Consider the following 15,537-nt stretch of genomic DNA (forward strand, 5'->3'; position numbering starts at 1 on the left):
ATGTGCGGGTGCGGCGGGACCTGCATGCCGGGCTGGTCGGCGATGTCGTCCGGGCCGTAGTGGTCGACGAAGCACCAGGCGCCGACCATCCGCCGGCCCAGGTTCGGCAGCAGCCGGCGGACCACGGTGCTGCCGCCGAGCGCGGTCTCCCGAGGGGCCAGCAACTCCCGGACGGGGTGCGCGCCGACCTCCTCGCGCCCACCGCGGACGGTGGGCGGGGCGGCTGCGGGCTCGCGGGGGGCGAGGTCACTCATGGCCACCGGCCTCCTGGGTCGTCGGGTGCGGGTCGAGCGGCACGATCGGCGTGCCGCCGCGGACCGCGAGGGTCACCGGGGTCCGCTCGGCGATGTCCAGCAGCCGGGCGCGCTGCGCCTCGTCCAGGTCGCCGACCAGGTCGATCCGCCGGGTGATCCGGGCCGTCCGGTCGGAGCCCTTCTCGTACCCCAGGTGCACCCGTACGGTCTCCAGCGCCCAGTCCTTGCGGTGCGCGTACATCCGCAGGGTGATCGCGGTGCAGGAGCCCACCGCGGAGAGCAGCAGACCGATCGGGGTGGGCGCGGTGTCGGCGCCCCCGGCCGACTCCGGTTCGTCCGCGGCGAGCCGGTGCCGGCCGGTGCGGACCTCCACCCGGTAGTCCTCGCCGGTGCTGGTGGCGACCGCGGCGGCCGCGCGGGCGTACGTGGTGGTGCTGTCCATCTCCATCCCTCCCGAGGTCCCTCCCGAGCGCGTGCTCACAGGCCGAAGCGGTGGCGCCGGTCGGCCGGCACCAGCTCGGCGTACTCGGGGTGCTTGCCGAGCCAGCCGCGGATGAACGGGCAGTACGGCAGGACCGCGAGGCCCTGCTCGCGGGCCGAGTCGAGGGCGGCACGAGCCAGTTCCCCGCCGAGGCCCCGACCGCCGAAGGCCGGGTCGATCTCGGTGTGGATGAAGGCGATCTCCCCCTCGGAGCGGTGGTACTCGGCGAACCCGGCGAGCTCACCCTCGTCCGAGACCTCGAACCGGGACCGCTCCGGGTTGTCCGTCACGCTGACCGTCATGGTGGTGCCTCCTGCTGCGGGTGATCCGACGCCCATCGCCGGGGTCCGGGCTACAGAAGTAGTTTACGCTTCAACTAGCTTGTGATCAAGGCCCGCCCCGGAGCGCGTTCGGGTACGTCAAGAAGCCGACGGTGTCGATCTCGTACGCACCGACCCCGACCCGCTCGCCGAACCGGAACTCGCGCCGGGTGCCGTATCGGCGGCCCTCGGGGGTGTCGCGCGGCAGGGAGAGGACCAGTCCGGTGCCGTTGCGGGGGTCGATGATCAGGTAGTGCGGGATGCCCATCGTGGGGTAGTCGCGCATCTTGCCCTCGTAGTCGTTCTCCGGATTGGACTCGGAGACCACCTCGACCACCGTGATCACCTCGCGGGGGTGGACGGCGTCGCCCGTCGCCAAGGCGCTCTCCGCAAGCACCATGACGTCCGGGCGGCGCCTGATCCCGGACTCCTGGTCCTCGACGTCGGCCCCGCCATGGGCGATCAGATCCCCGCCGGAACCGCCCGGTTGGCGGGCCAGCTGCCTGGTGAGGTGATACCTGGTCAGCTCGTGCAGGTTGCCGCGGCTCATCAGCACGATGATCTCGCCCCCGCTGATCTCCGTGGCCCACGCGCGCTCGGGGGCGTGTGCCTCGAGCCGCTCCGCGATCGCGCGCCTCCTGGCGTGGTCCATCTGCCGCCTTCTCGGGGATCCGGCTCCGTGCGGCCCCAGCCTAGTGGTGCGCGGCCGCCGGTCGGGCGGAGGCCGTGATGTCGGCCGGTGTGCAACTTATTGACAGGGATTGGTCATCGGAGTTCACTTCCTGAAGACAGGTCTGGACCGGCACCCGACCCGACTCCTGCCGAGGAGACCGTCAATCCTCCTTCGCCGCCTGCGGGTTGGCGTTTCTTCACGACCGGATCGAGGCGATGCCCGATGTCCTCAGCGACCCGTCGACGACCCTTCTGGGCCACACTTCTTGTGGCCGCAGCCATCGCCACCGCGCTCGGCTGGGCCCCCGACCCGGTGGCCGCGGCCCCGGTCGCGGCCCCGGCGGCAGCGGCGGCGGCCGTGAACTTCGAGGACAACTTCGACGGCCCGGCGGGCGCCGCAGTCAACGGCGCCCGGTGGCAGGTCGAGACCGGCGACAACGTCAACAACCACGAGCGGCAGTACTACACCGCCGGCAACGCCAACGCCGCGCTGGACGGCCAGGGCCACCTGGTGATCACGGCCCGCCGCGAGAACCCCGCCAACTACCAGTGCTGGTACGGCACCTGCCAGTACACCTCGGCCCGGCTGAACACCTCCGGCCGGTTCGCCCAGGCCTACGGGCACGTCGAGACCCGGATGAAGATCCCGCGCGGGCAGGGCATGTGGCCGGCCTTCTGGATGCTCGGCGACGACATCGGCCAGGTCGGCTGGCCGAACAGCGGTGAGATCGACGTGATGGAGAACGTCGGGTTCGAGCCGGGCTCGGTGCACGGCACCATCCACGGCCCCGGGTACTCCGGCAGCGGCGGCATCGGTGCCGGCTACACGCTGCCGGGCGGCCAGGCGTTCGCGGACGCCTTCCACACCTTCGCGGTCGACTGGGCACCGGACTCGATCAGCTGGTCGGTGGACGGCACCGTCTACCAGCGCCGCACCCCCGCCGACCTGGGCGGCCGCAGCTGGGTGTTCAACAAGCCGTTCTTCGTGATCCTCAACCTCGCCGTCGGCGGCTACTGGCCCGGCGACCCGGACGGCTCCACCGCCTTCCCGCAGCAGCTCGTGGTGGACTACGTCCGGGTCAGCACGGCCGGCAGCGGCGGCCCCAGCACCGGCAGCCTCACCGGCCTGGCCGGCAAGTGCCTGGACGTGGCCGCCGCCGGCACCGCCGACGGCACCAAGGTCCAGCTCTACGGCTGCAACGGGACGCCCGCCCAGCGCTGGACGGTGGGCACCGACGGTACGATCCGCGCGCTCGGCAAGTGCCTGGACGTCGCCTCGGCCGGCACCGCGGACGGCACCAAGGTCCAGCTGTGGGACTGCAACGGCACCGGCGCCCAGCAGTGGGCGTACAACCCGACCACCCATGACGTGGTCAACCCGCCGGCCGGCAAGTGCCTGGACGTGACCGGGAACAACTCGGCCGACGGCACCGCCGCGCAGATCTGGACCTGCACCGGCGGCGGCAACCAGAAGTGGACGCTCACCCCGTGACGCGGTGACGCGGTGAACGCGGCGCCGGGCCCGCGTTCACGGCGTCGCGGTGCACTCCGCCATGGGCAGCCGGCGGCCGCCGAACTCCAGCTCGCAGCGGAGCACGGCGGAGCCGGGCGCCGGGCGGTCGATCCGGACCAGGTAGGGCGCGTCGGGCCGGTCCGGATGGGCGCCGGCCAGCGTCCTCGGCAGCGCACCGGGGCCACGCTCGCGGTGGAAGGCGATCTCCCGCCCGTCCACCAGCAGCTCGGTCTCGGTGAGCAGGCCGGAGCGGATGTTCACCTGGACCGCGTGCCCCGCCCGGTCCAGGCGGAAGCTGTGGCGGTGGCGCACCGGAGCCGGCCCGGCCGGTCAGCTCGGCGGAGCCGGCTCGAGCACCACGAAGTCCGCGCCGGAGGGGTCGACGCAGACCGCCAGCCGGCCGACCCCGGGCACGTCCGCCGGGCCCATCTGCACGCTGCCGCCGTGCTCGGTGACCTTGGCGACGGTCGCGTCGGTGTTCGCCACCGCGAACACCGGGTGCCAGTACGGCCGCCCGCCGTTGAGCGTGAGGTGCTCCGCGGGCAGCTGCATCAGGCCGCCGTGCATCCGATCCTGCGGGAGCCCGGCGGGGGTCAGCAGCCAGTACGTGCCCTCGTCGCCCGGCATCGGCATCGGCGCGGCCTGCCAGCCGAAGAGCTCGCCGTAGAAGGACTTGGCCGCCTCCGCGTCGGTGGTGTAGAGCTCCGTCCAGGACAGCGTGCCGGGCTCGTCCGTGGCCTCCAGGCCCGCCGTGCTGCCGGCCTGCCAGACCGCGAACTGGCCGCCCTGCGGGTCGGTGAACTGGGCCAGCCGCCCCTCCTCGCCCGCGTCCGTCGGGGCGAGCCGCACGGTACCGCCCAGGCGCCGCACGGTCTCCGCGGCGGCCTCGGCGTCCGGGGTCCCGAAGTAGAGCATCCAGGCCGACCGGGCGCCGTCCTCACTGAGCGCGCCGACCGCGGCGATCGTCTTGCCGTTCTGGCGGAAGGCGGTGTACCCGCCCGCCTCCGGGCCGTAGTCCTGCGGCTCCCAGCCGAACACCGCGGTGTAGAAGGCCGTGGCCGCACCGACGTCGGGCGCGCCGAGGTCGAGCCAGCACGGGGAGCCGGGAACGAATCGGGTGGTGAGCATGAGACTCCCTTCGAGGGTCGCTGGCAGCCAGCCTGTCATCGGAGCGCGGCGCGCGCGCGTCGGCGCCCGGGGGCGGGCGGCGGCGTCAGGGAAGCGTTCGAACGGCGGTCCGCGCCGTCAGCAAGGCGTCAACACCGGGCCCGGGCGCCCCGGCCGGCACTTGGCTGGGAGCCGACCGACTCGACCGAGGAAACGGAACCGACATGGACGGGCAGCAGGACGGCGGCCACCGGATCGTGGTGGGTGTCAGCGGATCGCTGGGCAGCCTGGCGGCTCTGCACCGGGCGGTCGCCGAGGCCGCCCGCGCCGAGGCGGCCGGCCGCCGGGCCGAGGTCCTCGCGGTGCTCGCCTGGGCTCCGCAGGGCGGCGAGCTCGCCTACCGGCGGGCCCCCTGCCCGCCCCTGCTCCCGTTCTGGCGGGAGGCCGCGGTCGGCCGGCTGGCCGAGGCGCTGGACGCGGCCTTCGGCGGCGCGCCGAGCGGGGTCCGGCTGACCGCCGAGGCGGTCCGCGGCGACGCCGGCGACGTCCTGGTCCGGACCGCGGACCGGCCCGGCGACCTGCTGGTGGTCGGCGCGGGCGGTGGCCTGCTGCGCCGTGGCCTGCGCCCGTCGGTGACCGGGTACTGCGTGCGGCGGGCCGGATGCGCGGTGCTCGCGGTGCCGCGGCCCGTGCTCCAGCACGACCTGGCGGAGCTGCACCGCCGCAACCGCTGGCACCTGCCGGCCGAGCCGCTCCCGAGCCGCTGACCGCGCTGCGCCGCGGCAGGGCCGCGCCGTGACAGGGCCGCGACGGGACGCCGCCGGGAGGGTGGTTCACCGCGCCCGGCCGGTCCGGGTAGGTTGGCGGGCCGTGGGGCCACGGTGCGGTGCCGGGTCCGGAAGGCGGTGGCGTGGTGGGTTCGCAGGCGGTCGTGGACTGCGCGCTGTACGAGGACGGCCGCCGCCGGCCGGGGGCGGTGGATCTCTCCCACGCGCTGGATCTGATAGCGGACCGCTCGGGCCGGTTCGTCTGGATCGGCCTGTACGAGCCCACCGCCGAGCAGTTCGCCGAGATCGCGGCGGCCTTCGAGCTGCACCCGCTGGCCGTGGAGGACGCGGTCCGGGCCCACCAGCGGCCGAAGCTGGAGCGCTACGGCGACACCCTGTTCCTGGTGCTGAAGACGATCGTCTACGTCGCGCACGACAAGGTCACCGCGACCAGCGAGATCGTCGACACCGGTGAGGTCATGGTCTTCGCCGGCCCCGGGTTCGCCATCGTGGTCCGGCACGGCAGCGCCCCGGCCCTGGGCGGTGTCCGCCGGGAGCTGGAGGCCGCCCCCGAGCTGCTGGCACTCGGGCCGACGGCGGTGCTGCACGCGGTGGCCGACCACGTGGTGGACCGGTACCTGGAGGTGGCGGACGCCTTCGAGCGGGACGTCGAGGAGCTGGAGACCGCCGTCTTCTCGCCCGAGCGCACCGACGACATCGGGCGGATCTACCAGCTCAAGCGGGAGCTGCTGGAGTTCAAGCGCGCCGTGGTGCCGCTCGGCCCGCCGCTGCGCCGGCTGGCGGACGGCTCGCTGCCGGAGGTGCCGGCCGGCATCGGCGCCTACCTGCGCGACGTCGCCGATCACCACCTCCAGGCCAAGGAGCGGATCGCCTCCTTCGACGAGCTGGTCTCCGGCATCCTGGACGCCAGCGTCGCCCGGCTCTCGCTCCAGCAGAACACCGACATGCGCAAGATCAGCGCCGGTGCCGCCCTGGTCGCGGTGCCGACCATGGTGGTCGGGATCTACGGCATGAACTTCGACCACATGCCGGAGCTGCACTGGACCTTCGGCTACCCCGCCGCACTGCTGCTGATCGTGGTGGTCTGCGGGTACGTGCTGCGGGCGTTCCGCCGCAACGACTGGCTCTGACGCCCGCCCGCGGCCCTCGACCCCGGTGCGCGCCCGCAGTGGCGGTCACAACCAGTCGCGGCGCTTGAAGACCAGGTAGAGGGTGGCGCAGACCAGGGCCATCAGGCCGATCGCGAACGGGTAGCCGAAGGCCCAGTGGAGTTCGGGCATGGTGTCGAAGTTCATGCCGTAGACGGTGCCGATCAGGGTCGGGGCGAAGAGGATGGCGGCCCACGAGGAGATCTTCTTGATCTCGTCGTTCTGTGCGTGGCCGGCCTCGGCCAGCTGCTTCATCTCCTCGTTCTGCGCCTGCGAGACCAGGGTCGCGTTGACGGTGAGGATGTTCTGCAGCATCTGCCGGAAGCCGTCGACCCGCTCGGCGGCCGTGGTGGCGTGGTCGGCGACGTCGCGCAGGTAGCGCTGAAGCTCCTGGTCGGTGCCGTACTTCCCGAAGCCGGCCTCCAGGCTGGCCATGATGTCCAGCAGCGGACGGGTCGCCCGCTGGAACTCGATCACCTCTCGGGAGAGCTCGTAGATCCGCCGGGACACGCCGGGCTCGCCGCCGAAGACCTCCGTCTCGATCTCGTCGATGTCGTGCTGGAGCCCCGCGATGACCGGGGCGTAGCCGTCGACCACCGCGTCCAGGACGGCGTACAGCACCGCCTCCGGGCCGAGCGCCAGCAGCTCCGGGTCGTCCTCCAGCCGCCGGCGGACCGTGGAGAGGTCGGGGGACTGCGAGTGGCGGACCGTGAGCACGAAGTCCGGGCCGACGAACAGGTGGATCTCGCCGAAGTCCACCTCCTCGTCGTCGTCCAGGTAGCGGGCGGCCCGCAGCACCACGAACAGGGTGTCGCCGTAGCGCTCCAGCTTGGGGCGCTGGTGGGCGACGATGGCGTCCTCGACGGCCAGCTCGTGCAGCCCGAAGCGCTCGGCGGCCTCGGTGAGCTGCTCCTCGGCGGGCCGGAACAGTCCGATCCAGGTCATCGTGCCGGGCTTGCCGGGTACCTGCTGGTAGATCTCGGACAGGCTGGTCGGCTGCTCGATCCGGTGCCCGTCGCGGTAGACCGCGGCGTCCACCACCGAGCGCTCCAGCGAGATCGGCTCGGTCCGGTGCTCGGTGCGCGGGTCCATCGAGTGCTCGGGCGCGAGCACCGCGACCGCGGGGGCGGGCTCGGCGGGACGGCTGAACGGGCGCTTGCCGGCGCGCACCGCGCGCACTCGCCAGTCGGACATGGCAGGAACCTCCACGGATCGGTGTCCGCCCCTGGCCCCGGTGACGCGGCCGGCGGATGCGGCCGGCAGCGGAGCCGGACGGGCGGGTGGGGGCGCCCCGGCCGTGGTCCGGCACCCGCGCGGGTGTCCGTGCGGACCGGGTGGGTCAGCGTCGGGAGGCGCGTTGGGGTGCGGGAAGCACGAGGCAGGCAGGGCGCGAGGAGCGGGGAACGGACGAGGCCGTCCCGGGGTGGGGCCGACTTCGGCCCGGACTACTGCACTCCACTGCTCTCACCTCCTCGCCGTCGGGCGCCCGCGGGGGGCGCCGGAACACGGCACACAGGAGAGACCCCCGGACTCCTGCGGACACGCCCGCGGACCGGGTGGGCACCCCTGAACTCGTCAGAGCTTTGGCACGCCACGGCGTAGCACCCGGGGGTGCAGCCACTTGGGGTCACCCCTTAGGCCGGGGAGACCTGTCCTGAACCTGGGCGTCTCTCGACGTCGTGGGGTCAGTGGCCTGTGTCCGTGGCGACGCCTCACCGAACGAGGTGCCTGCACAACTTCTCCCAGTCTAGCCCCGGCCGGATGCGGCGCTCGACCACGCGGCGGCGGCTGACGGCCTGACGGCCCGTCATATCGCGCTACCGGAACGGGAATCGCCGGCGTCGGTGCGATCCACTGCGGTGATTTGTCCGTCATGTGAAAGATGACCCATTCGGCCGCCCGGGCTCGACCTGGGCAGAGAACGGTGAGGGGCGCGCGGCAGGCCGCGCGCCCCTCACCACCGGTCGGCCGTCCGACCCCGTCAGCCCCCGCCGATGGTCGGGAAGAGGTCCAGGAAGGGCTGGGTGGTGACCGAGATGCCGCGCCCGAACGGGTCGTCGAAGTCCCAGATCAGGAACAGCAGGAAGCCGATCAGCGCGCTGAACGTCCCCGCCAGGAACAGCTCGCGGCCGGAGCGCCGGATCTGCAGCGTGAAGATCATGCCCACGGTCACCAGCGCGCCCACGATCAGGCCGAACCAGACCACCCCGGGCATGGTCGGGCCGGTGCTCTGGCCACGGGAGTTGCGGGTCTCGTCGACGATCGCGATCCGGTCCATCATCGGCTGGTAGGTCTGCGCCTCCAGGTCGTTCTGCGGGGTGCGCGCGGCGGCGTCCGCGCGCAGCTGCTGCAGCAGCTCGGTGCCGCGCGGCGAGATCTCGCCGTTCGACTTCATGTACGCCCATTCGGTGTCGACCACGAAGGTGACGTAGGCGTTCACGTCCGAGCGGATCTTGTCCCGGTAGTCGGCCGGGTAGACCTGCACCCGCTCGCTCACCTCGTGCAGCGACTGGGCCTCCCGGAGGATGTCGTCCTGGGCGGCGCTGCGGGCCTCCCAGACGCCCGCGATGGCGAGGCCGAGGACGATCGCGTAGACCACACCGATCATCATCGTCATGTACTCGATGACGTCGGGGGTCTCGGTCGGGTCGTCGTCCTCGGTGACCCGGCGGTGTCTCAGCATGACGACCGCCACGACGACGGCGCACGTCGCAAGCATGGCGATCGCGAGGGCGAGCCATTCCGACATGACAAAGCTCCTGTCCAGGTGATCGGTGGTCAGCGGTGGGGGTGCCGGCCCAGGACCGGTCAGGACCGGTCAGGACCGGCTGCTCCGGCCGCCGCGGGAGGACCCGGAGCGGGGCTTGAGCGCGGCGGCGGCGAGCACCGCCGGCACCGTGACCAGCAGCATCGTGGTGGTCGGCGGGGTGCCCTGGTGCCGCTTCGCCTCGGCCACGGGGGCGGGCGGCGGCAGCCGGATCGGCTTGGGGGCCGGCCGCGGGGGCGGCGCCGGCGGGCTGGTCTCCGGTACCGGGACGACCGCCTGGGGCGTCGGGCGGGTCGGCGCCGGGGTGGGCTTCGCGGGCCGGGGCGCCGGCTTGGGCGGCGGAGGAGGCGGCGGCGGGGTGCTCTGCTCCGGGGTGGGCGTCGGAGCCGGGGTGGGCGTCGGGGTGGGCGTGGGCGTCGGGGTGGGCGTCGGCGTCGGCGTCGGTTTGGGCGTCGGCGTGGGGGTCGGCTTGGGGCAGGGCGGCGGCGGACACGGCCGCGGGGGCTTGCCCGGGTGCGGCGGACGGCTCGGATGGTGCCCCGGCGGCCGCCAGGCGGACAGCTCGACCCGCAGGTCGAGGTCCAGCTCCAGCTCGACCCGGGCCCCGGAGACCCCGGCCTCGATCGAGAGGCAGGCCTCCAGCACCGGCCCGGGCCGGCCGGGCCCGTGCGTGGTCGGCCCGTGGGCGGACGGCCGCTCCTGCGCGGCGGCCGCCCCGGCCCCCGCCAGCAGGGTGTACAGGGCGGCCACCCCGACCGCCGCCGCGGCGACCCGGGTGCGGTGCCCCGCGGGAGCCCGGCCCGGGAGCGCCGATGGAGCCGGGCCCCCCGCTGACGCGCGCGGAGCCGGTGCCCGGCCCGAAGGGAGCACGCGCGGCGGTAACTCGCGCGCAGGGATCGAGCGATGGCCGGTGGCGTCCACCGGACCGACAGCTGGTTGCACGCCGTCCCCTCTCCTGGTGCTCTGTGCGGCTGGTGGCAGAACGGACGTCAGGCGGCCCGGACGGGTGCCGCCTGACGTCATGTCAACCTGTTCACATATCGACTAGTTACGGCCGTGCGCGATCTCGACGTTCTCCAGTACGCCGACGGCGTCCGGCACCAGGATCGCGGCGGAGTAGTACGCGGTGACCAGGTAGGAGATGATCGCCTTCTCGTCGATGCCCATGAAGCGGACCGACAGGCTCGGCTGGTACTCGTCCGGGATACCGGTCTGGTGCAGGCCGATCACGCCCTGGTTGTCCTCGCCGGTGCGCAGCACCAGGATCGAACTGGTCCGCTCCTTGGTGATCGGGATCTTGTTGCACGGCAGGATCGGCACGCCGCGCCAGGCCGGCACCTTGTGACCGTTGAGGTCGACGTGGTCCGGGTAGAGCCCGCGGGAGTTGAGCTCGCGGCCGATCGCGGAGATGGTGCGCGGGTGGGCGAGGAAGAACTCCGAGTCGCGCCGGCGGCTCAGCAGCTCGTCCAGGTCGTCCGGGGTGGGCGGGCCGGAGTGGGTCTGGATCCGCTGGCTGAAGTCGGCATTGCTGAGCAGACCGAACTCGCGGTTGTTGATCAGCTCGTGCTCCTGGCGCTCGCGCAGCGCCTCGATGGTGAGCTTCAACTGCTGCTCGGTCTGGTTCATCGGCTGGTTGTAGAGGTCGGCGACCCGGGTGTGCACCCGAAGCACGGTCTGCGCGATGCTCAGCTCGTACTCGCGCGGCTTGAGCTCGTAGTCCACGAAGGCGCCGGGCAGTTCGAACTCGCCGGTGTGGCCGGCCGACATCGGGATCTCGGCCTCGCCCCGCTCGTTCTGCCGCTGCAGCGGCAGCGAGCGGAACTCCGCGATGTGGGCCTGGAGCGCGGGCGAGCCGGCCAGGACGGCCTCGAACTCGCGCCGGGCGAGGGTGAGGACGGTGCCGGAGGTCAGGGTGGTGGCCGTGTACTCCCAGTTGGCCTCGGTGTCGAGCAGGCCCTGCTCGCCGAAGCGGTCGCCGTCGCCGAGCGTCTCCAGCACGGTGGTGTCGCCGTACTTGCCGGTGCCGACCTTGTTGATCTTGCCGTGGGCGATCAGGTGGATCTGGTCGGCGCTCTCGCCGCGCTCGGCCAGCACCTCGCCGGGGCCGAAGTCCCGCTGCACGCAGCGGTCGGCGAGGGCGGTCAGCACCTCGACGTCCTCGAAGCCCCGCAGCAGTGCCAGCTCGCCGAGCTCGCGCGGGATCACCCGGACCTCGGGCCCGGACTTCACGAACTCGATCCGGCCGTCCCCGACCGTGTAGGTGAGCCGCCGGTTGACCCGGTAGGCGCCGCCCGCGGTCTGCACCCAGGGGAGCATCTTGAGCAGCCAGCGGGAGGTGATCTCCTGCATCTGCGGGGCGGACTTGGTGGTGGTGGCGAGATTTCGGGCGGCCGCGGTCGTGAGGCTCGACTGCGGCTGCTGTACCTGCTGTGTCTCCGGGCTTGCGTCCACGGGCATCGGCAGGGGCTCCTTCGTCTGGATCGGCACACCGCCGGAATCTCCTGGCGGTGCATCAGATGTGCTTCGTCAAAGGCAAAGTGGCCGAATCGGAGGACCGATCCGCCTAACCGGCACACTAGATCTTCACGGGTCCACTGAGCCGTCCGGAGGAGCCATCGCCGCTCGAACGAGTGAATCTAGAAGAGGTTGGGTTAGCGTTCGAGCGTCACTTCCCGTACCGCCTCCGAAGGAGTCCGAGATGGACCTGCTGGAAGCCGCCCGCGCCCTGCAACCGGAGCTGGTGGCCCTGCGCCGGGACCTGCACGCCGAGCCGGAGGTGGGCCTGCGGCTGCCGCTCACCCGGCGCAAGGTGCTGGCCGCCCTGGACGGGCTGCCGCTGGAGATCGGCACGGGCACCGGGCTGGACTCGGTGACCGCCGTGCTGCGCGGCGCCGGCGACGGGCCGACCGTGCTGCTGCGCGGTGACATGGACGCCCTGCCGGTGCAGGAGCGGGCGCCGGCCGGCCTGCCGAGCTCGGTGCTGCCCGGGCGGATGCACGCCTGCGGGCACGACCTGCACACCGCGATCCTGGTCGGCGCGGCCCGGCTGCTGGCCGAGCGCCGCGAGCAGCTGGCGGGCGACGTGGTGCTGATGTTCCAGCCCGGCGAGGAGGGCGACGGCGGCGCTGAGATCATGGTGCAGGAGGGCGTCCTGACCGCCGCGGGGGAGGACCGCCCGGTGGCCGCCGGGTACGCGCTGCACGTCTCCTCGGCGCTGCTGCCGAGCGGGGTGGTGGGCGGCCGCCCCGGAGCGATCATGGCGGCCGCGGACCGGCTGCGGGTGTTGGTCCGCGGCCGTGGCGGCCACGGCTCCTCCCCGCACGCCGCGCTCGACCCGATCCCGGCGGCCTGCGAGATGGTCACCGCCCTGCAGACCGCGGTGACCCGGTCGTTCTCCGCGTTCGACCCGGTGGTGGTCACGGTCGGCACCTTCCACGCCGGGGACGCCCACAACGTGATCCCGGACGAGGCCTCCTTCGTGGCCACCGTCCGGAGCTTCTCGCCGGAGGCCGCCGCCCGGGCCGCCGAGGTGCTGCCGCGGGTGGTGCGCGGGATCGCCGAGGCGCACGGCCTGGCGGTCGAGGTGGAGTACCGGCACGACTACCCGGTGACGGTGAACCACCCGACGGAGGCCGCCTTCGTGGCCGAGACCGCCCGCGAGCTGCTCGGCGCCGACCGCTACACCGAGCTCCCGCAGCCGCTGGCGGGCTCCGAGGACTTCTCCTTCGTACTGAACCGGGTGCCCGGCGCGTACTTCTTCCTCGGCGCCACGCTGCCCGGCCGGGAGCCGGGCAGCGCGCCGTACAACCACTCGCCGGAGGCCGCCTTCGACGAGGCGGTGCTGGCGGACGGCGCCGCGCTGCTGGCCTCGCTCGCGCTGCGCCGCTGACCCCACCGGAGCGCCGGGCCGCCGACCCTCCGCCGGGGGCGGCGGCCCCGAGGGCGGTGGCCGGCAGCCGGGGGGAGCATGGAGGAGCAGCGAGGGACGACCCACCCCGGGACGGAGCGAGCCATGAGCCGTCATCGCCGATTCCACCTCGACCGCGCCGGCCACTCGATCACGCTCAACCTCCGGGCCGGCTGGCGGACCGAGTACGAACTCCTGGTCGACGGCAAGGAGGTCGACTTCCACCGGCTGGGCCACCGGCACGGCACCGACGACGACCTGCTGACCGGCGAGCTGCCGGGCGACCCGGCCCGCCCGTTCGCGGTGCGGATCGAGCATCCGGCCGAGGGGCGCGAGGAACTCACCTGCGTGCTGGAGCTGGACGGCGCCGAACTCCCGCTCGCCGAGGGCACGGCACTCTGAGCGCGCCGTGGAGCCGGGCGGTCACCCGGGGTGTCTGAGCACGGCCAGCCGGCGCCGGTACTCCTCGTCGTCGATCTCGCCGAGGGCGTACCGCTCCGCCAGCAACTGCTCGGGGGCGGGCCGCTGTTCGGCCGGTCCGCCCGCCTCGCCGGGGCCGCCCGCGCCGCCACGTCCGGCCGCGCCGCCAGGTCCGGCCGGCCCCGCCGGGGCCCGGCCGCCGAGCTGGCGGAAGAGCAGCACGGCGACCAGGACGATCACCACCACCAGGCCGAGCAGCAGCAGCGCCGCCAGGCCGTACCCCCAGCCGCCCATCCCCCCGCGGTGCCACTGGTGGACCATCTCACGCCTCCTCGGACGCCGGGCCGGGAACGACGGGCCCTGTCTCCATGGTGCGCCTCGTGCGAGCCGTCCGGAGCGCGTCCGCGGACCGGGCCGGCGCCCGCGATCCAGCTCCCGCGATGATTTGCGCGGCCGGGCGCGCGAGACTGGAAGGCAGGTACGTACGCGCGTGCCCTGCGGCCCGCGTGCCGCACCCGGCAACTCCCGGCCGAGGAGGAGCACCATGGCGCGCAGAGCACCGAAGTCCGGACCGCCGACCGCACACACCACGCTCCGCGAGCACCTGCGCCGGGCGGTGGGCCGGGACGGCAACCCGCTGTGCCGCTGCGCGGACCGGGCCCGCAGCAGGTTGGTGGCCGGGCTGGTGCTGGCGCTGGCGGCCGCGCTGGCGGCCGGCGCCCTGCTGGCGGTGCTCACCTGGGACAGCGGCCGGCACGAGGCGGCCGCGGAGGCCCTGCACCGCCACCGGACCACCGCGACCACGCTGGCGACGGCGGTGCCCGACGGCACGGCCGGCTCGCCGGTGGACGGCACCGAGAGCGTGCTGGTCGAGGCCAGCTGGAGCTACCCGCAGGCCGGGCAGGTCAGCGGCTGGGTCTCGGTCCCGTCCGGCACGGCGGCCGGCAGCCAGGTGCCGGTCTGGGTCGACGACGGCGGCCAGGCGGCGCCCGCACCCCGCTCGGGCACCGACATCGTACTGAGCGCCGTCGTGACCGGGCTGCTCAGCTCCTCGGGGCTGGCGGTCGCGGCCGGCGTGGCCTGCGCCCTGCGGTACCGCATGGTGGACCGCCGGGCCCGGGCCGCCTGGGAGCCGGCCTGGGAGCGGGTCGAGCCGCTCTGGTCCGGCCGCACCCCGGGCCGGCCCGGCGGCACCGACGCATGACCCGGACCGGGCCGCGGGCGGGGTCAGCTGCTGAACAGTACGCCCTGGCCGGCCGGCTGCAGCGAGCCGACCCGGATGCCGGCCTTGGAGACCGTCAGCGCGTTGACCGGCTTGGCGTCCGTGCCGAGCACGGTGGCGATGAGCTGGGTGGTCTCGTCCGGCGGGGTCAGCTCCAGGCCGGCCAGCACCTTGCAGTCGGCGTCCGACTTGCTGCAGAAGGACCAGGACAGCCCGGCGAAGGCGGTGGTGCCGGGCTTCAGGGTGATCCGGGACGGCTGCCCCGGGTTGGGCACCCGGTTGGTGGTCAGCTCGACCCGGCTGTTGTCGGCCAGCAGCCCGCCGAGGCCCGGGTAGCCGTACACGGTGCAGGCGCGGGCGCTGCGGTTGACCAGCATCAGCATGGCGGAGCCGGGCCGGTCGCCCTGGAGCTGGATGTCGGCCTTGAGGTCGGCGGTGTGGCAGCGGTCGGCGGCCGGGGTACCGGCCGGGGTGGCGGCCGGGGCCTTCGCGGTCGCGCCACCGGTGGTGGCCGGTGCCGCGCCGCCGGCCGACCCGGTGCCGTCGGCGGCCGGGGTGCCGGCGCTCCCGGCGGCCGCGGGCGCTGCGTCCTTCGCCGGGCCACCCGAACACCCGGTGGCGGCCAGGGCGAGCACCGCCATGGTCACGGCCGCGACGACAGCCTGGGAAGTACGCCGGTTCATCAGTCCTCCTGGATGGTCCGGGCCGTGCACCGGCCCTGCCCCCTCACACGCGGGGGCGACAGGGATCAGTTCACCGGATCTGTCCCGACCGCGTAACGGTGATCGGGGCAACCGTGATCGGGGCACCGGTGATCGGTGTGGCGGTGATCGGTGTGGCAGTGCTCGTCGAGTGCGTGGTCGACGAGGGTGGGTGCGGCGCCGGTGTAGGTGGTGGGGTCGCAGAGGTGGGTGAGTTGGTCGGGGGTGAGGTGTTCG

Annotated in this window: 17 protein-coding genes, 2 pseudogenes and 1 riboswitch; of the genes and pseudogenes, 6 read left to right on the plus strand and 13 right to left on the minus strand. The window is 73.7% G+C overall.

Annotated elements, in window-relative coordinates; translation table 11 throughout:
• The 4 genes and pseudogenes from AB0K43_RS30380 to AB0K43_RS30395 form a co-directional block, all read right to left on the minus strand.
• A pseudogene (locus tag AB0K43_RS30380) lies at nt 1–254 on the minus strand (pirin family protein); the annotation flags it as partial.
• Nucleotides 247–696, minus strand: coding sequence for an OsmC family protein (locus tag AB0K43_RS30385; protein WP_363645445.1), 450 nt, complete (start codon nt 694–696; stop codon nt 247–249). The pseudogene AB0K43_RS30380 and the gene AB0K43_RS30385, both read right to left, overlap by 8 nt.
• 35 nt (nt 697–731) lie before the next feature.
• Nucleotides 732–1,037: a GNAT family N-acetyltransferase gene (locus AB0K43_RS30390; RefSeq protein WP_363645447.1), complete on the minus strand. Its 306-nt coding sequence runs from the start codon at nt 1,035–1,037 to the stop codon at nt 732–734.
• 85 nt (nt 1,038–1,122) lie between these two features.
• Entirely contained in the window at nt 1,123–1,707 is a 585-nt protein-coding gene (locus AB0K43_RS30395; protein ID WP_363645449.1) for a Uma2 family endonuclease, read from the minus strand.
• Nucleotides 1,708–1,950: 243 nt separating this feature from the next.
• On the opposite strand from AB0K43_RS30395, the gene AB0K43_RS30400 reads away from it, so the two are divergent.
• Nucleotides 1,951–3,219 carry a family 16 glycosylhydrolase gene (locus tag AB0K43_RS30400; RefSeq protein WP_363645451.1) on the plus strand — a complete coding sequence of 423 codons (1,269 nt, stop codon included), beginning with the start codon at nt 1,951–1,953 and terminating at the stop codon, nt 3,217–3,219.
• Nucleotides 3,220–3,255: 36 nt separating this feature from the next.
• Here the strand turns inward: AB0K43_RS30400 and AB0K43_RS30405 are convergent, their stop codons facing one another.
• Complete coding sequence (locus tag AB0K43_RS30405) at nt 3,256–3,552, minus strand: hypothetical protein (RefSeq protein WP_363645453.1); 297 nt, start codon at nt 3,550–3,552, stop codon at nt 3,256–3,258.
• A gap of 18 nt (nt 3,553–3,570) precedes the next feature.
• Nucleotides 3,571–4,368, minus strand: coding sequence for a VOC family protein (locus tag AB0K43_RS30410; protein ID WP_363645455.1), 798 nt, complete (start codon nt 4,366–4,368; stop codon nt 3,571–3,573).
• 203 nt (nt 4,369–4,571) lie between these two features.
• On the opposite strand from AB0K43_RS30410, the gene AB0K43_RS30415 reads away from it, so the two are divergent.
• Both AB0K43_RS30415 and AB0K43_RS30420 read left to right on the plus strand, forming a co-directional pair.
• Entirely contained in the window at nt 4,572–5,114 is a 543-nt protein-coding gene (locus tag AB0K43_RS30415; RefSeq protein WP_363645457.1) for a universal stress protein, read from the plus strand.
• A 143-nt stretch (nt 5,115–5,257) separates the two neighbouring features.
• Nucleotides 5,258–6,265 carry a magnesium and cobalt transport protein CorA gene (locus AB0K43_RS30420; RefSeq protein WP_363645459.1) on the plus strand — a complete coding sequence of 336 codons (1,008 nt, stop codon included), beginning with the start codon at nt 5,258–5,260 and terminating at the stop codon, nt 6,263–6,265.
• A 45-nt stretch (nt 6,266–6,310) separates the two neighbouring features.
• Here the strand turns inward: AB0K43_RS30420 and AB0K43_RS30425 are convergent, their stop codons facing one another.
• The 4 genes from AB0K43_RS30425 to AB0K43_RS30440 form a co-directional block, all read right to left on the minus strand.
• Nucleotides 6,311–7,477 carry a magnesium and cobalt transport protein CorA gene (locus AB0K43_RS30425; RefSeq protein WP_363645461.1) on the minus strand — a complete coding sequence of 389 codons (1,167 nt, stop codon included), beginning with the start codon at nt 7,475–7,477 and terminating at the stop codon, nt 6,311–6,313.
• A gap of 363 nt (nt 7,478–7,840) precedes the next feature.
• A riboswitch (M-box (ykoK) riboswitch) is annotated at nt 7,841–8,014 on the minus strand.
• Between the two features lie 250 nt (nt 8,015–8,264).
• Nucleotides 8,265–9,032 carry a hypothetical protein gene (locus tag AB0K43_RS30430; RefSeq protein ID WP_363645463.1) on the minus strand — a complete coding sequence of 256 codons (768 nt, stop codon included), beginning with the start codon at nt 9,030–9,032 and terminating at the stop codon, nt 8,265–8,267.
• 69 nt (nt 9,033–9,101) lie between these two features.
• Nucleotides 9,102–9,800: a hypothetical protein gene (locus AB0K43_RS30435; RefSeq protein ID WP_363645465.1), complete on the minus strand. Its 699-nt coding sequence runs from the start codon at nt 9,798–9,800 to the stop codon at nt 9,102–9,104.
• A gap of 294 nt (nt 9,801–10,094) precedes the next feature.
• Nucleotides 10,095–11,507 carry a family 2B encapsulin nanocompartment shell protein gene (locus AB0K43_RS30440; protein WP_363645467.1) on the minus strand — a complete coding sequence of 471 codons (1,413 nt, stop codon included), beginning with the start codon at nt 11,505–11,507 and terminating at the stop codon, nt 10,095–10,097.
• A 241-nt stretch (nt 11,508–11,748) separates the two neighbouring features.
• On the opposite strand from AB0K43_RS30440, the gene AB0K43_RS30445 reads away from it, so the two are divergent.
• Both AB0K43_RS30445 and AB0K43_RS30450 read left to right on the plus strand, forming a co-directional pair.
• Complete coding sequence (locus AB0K43_RS30445; RefSeq protein WP_363645469.1) at nt 11,749–12,939, plus strand: M20 family metallopeptidase; 1,191 nt, start codon at nt 11,749–11,751, stop codon at nt 12,937–12,939.
• Nucleotides 12,940–13,062: 123 nt separating this feature from the next.
• The gene (locus tag AB0K43_RS30450) at nt 13,063–13,359 is read left to right on the plus strand and encodes a hypothetical protein (RefSeq protein ID WP_363645471.1); all 297 of its coding nucleotides are present in this window, start codon (nt 13,063–13,065) and stop codon (nt 13,357–13,359) included.
• A 21-nt stretch (nt 13,360–13,380) separates the two neighbouring features.
• Here AB0K43_RS30450 and AB0K43_RS30455 read toward each other — a convergent pair whose 3' ends face one another.
• Nucleotides 13,381–13,698, minus strand: a complete 318-nt coding sequence (locus AB0K43_RS30455) for an SHOCT domain-containing protein (RefSeq protein WP_363645473.1) — start codon at nt 13,696–13,698, stop codon at nt 13,381–13,383.
• A gap of 223 nt (nt 13,699–13,921) precedes the next feature.
• On the opposite strand from AB0K43_RS30455, the gene AB0K43_RS30460 reads away from it, so the two are divergent.
• Nucleotides 13,922–14,581 carry a hypothetical protein gene (locus tag AB0K43_RS30460; RefSeq protein WP_363645475.1) on the plus strand — a complete coding sequence of 220 codons (660 nt, stop codon included), beginning with the start codon at nt 13,922–13,924 and terminating at the stop codon, nt 14,579–14,581.
• Between the two features lie 23 nt (nt 14,582–14,604).
• Here the strand turns inward: AB0K43_RS30460 and AB0K43_RS30465 are convergent, their stop codons facing one another.
• Together AB0K43_RS30465 and AB0K43_RS30470 are read right to left on the minus strand one after the other, a co-directional pair.
• A complete protein-coding gene (locus AB0K43_RS30465; protein ID WP_363645477.1) occupies nt 14,605–15,282 on the minus strand; it encodes a DUF4232 domain-containing protein in 678 nt (225 codons plus the stop codon).
• Nucleotides 15,283–15,347: 65 nt separating this feature from the next.
• Nucleotides 15,348–15,537: pseudogene (locus AB0K43_RS30470) on the minus strand (hypothetical protein); the annotation flags it as partial.

Source organism: Kitasatospora sp. NPDC049258, from assembly GCF_040678895.1.
Taxonomy (GTDB): domain Bacteria; phylum Actinomycetota; class Actinomycetes; order Streptomycetales; family Streptomycetaceae; genus Kitasatospora.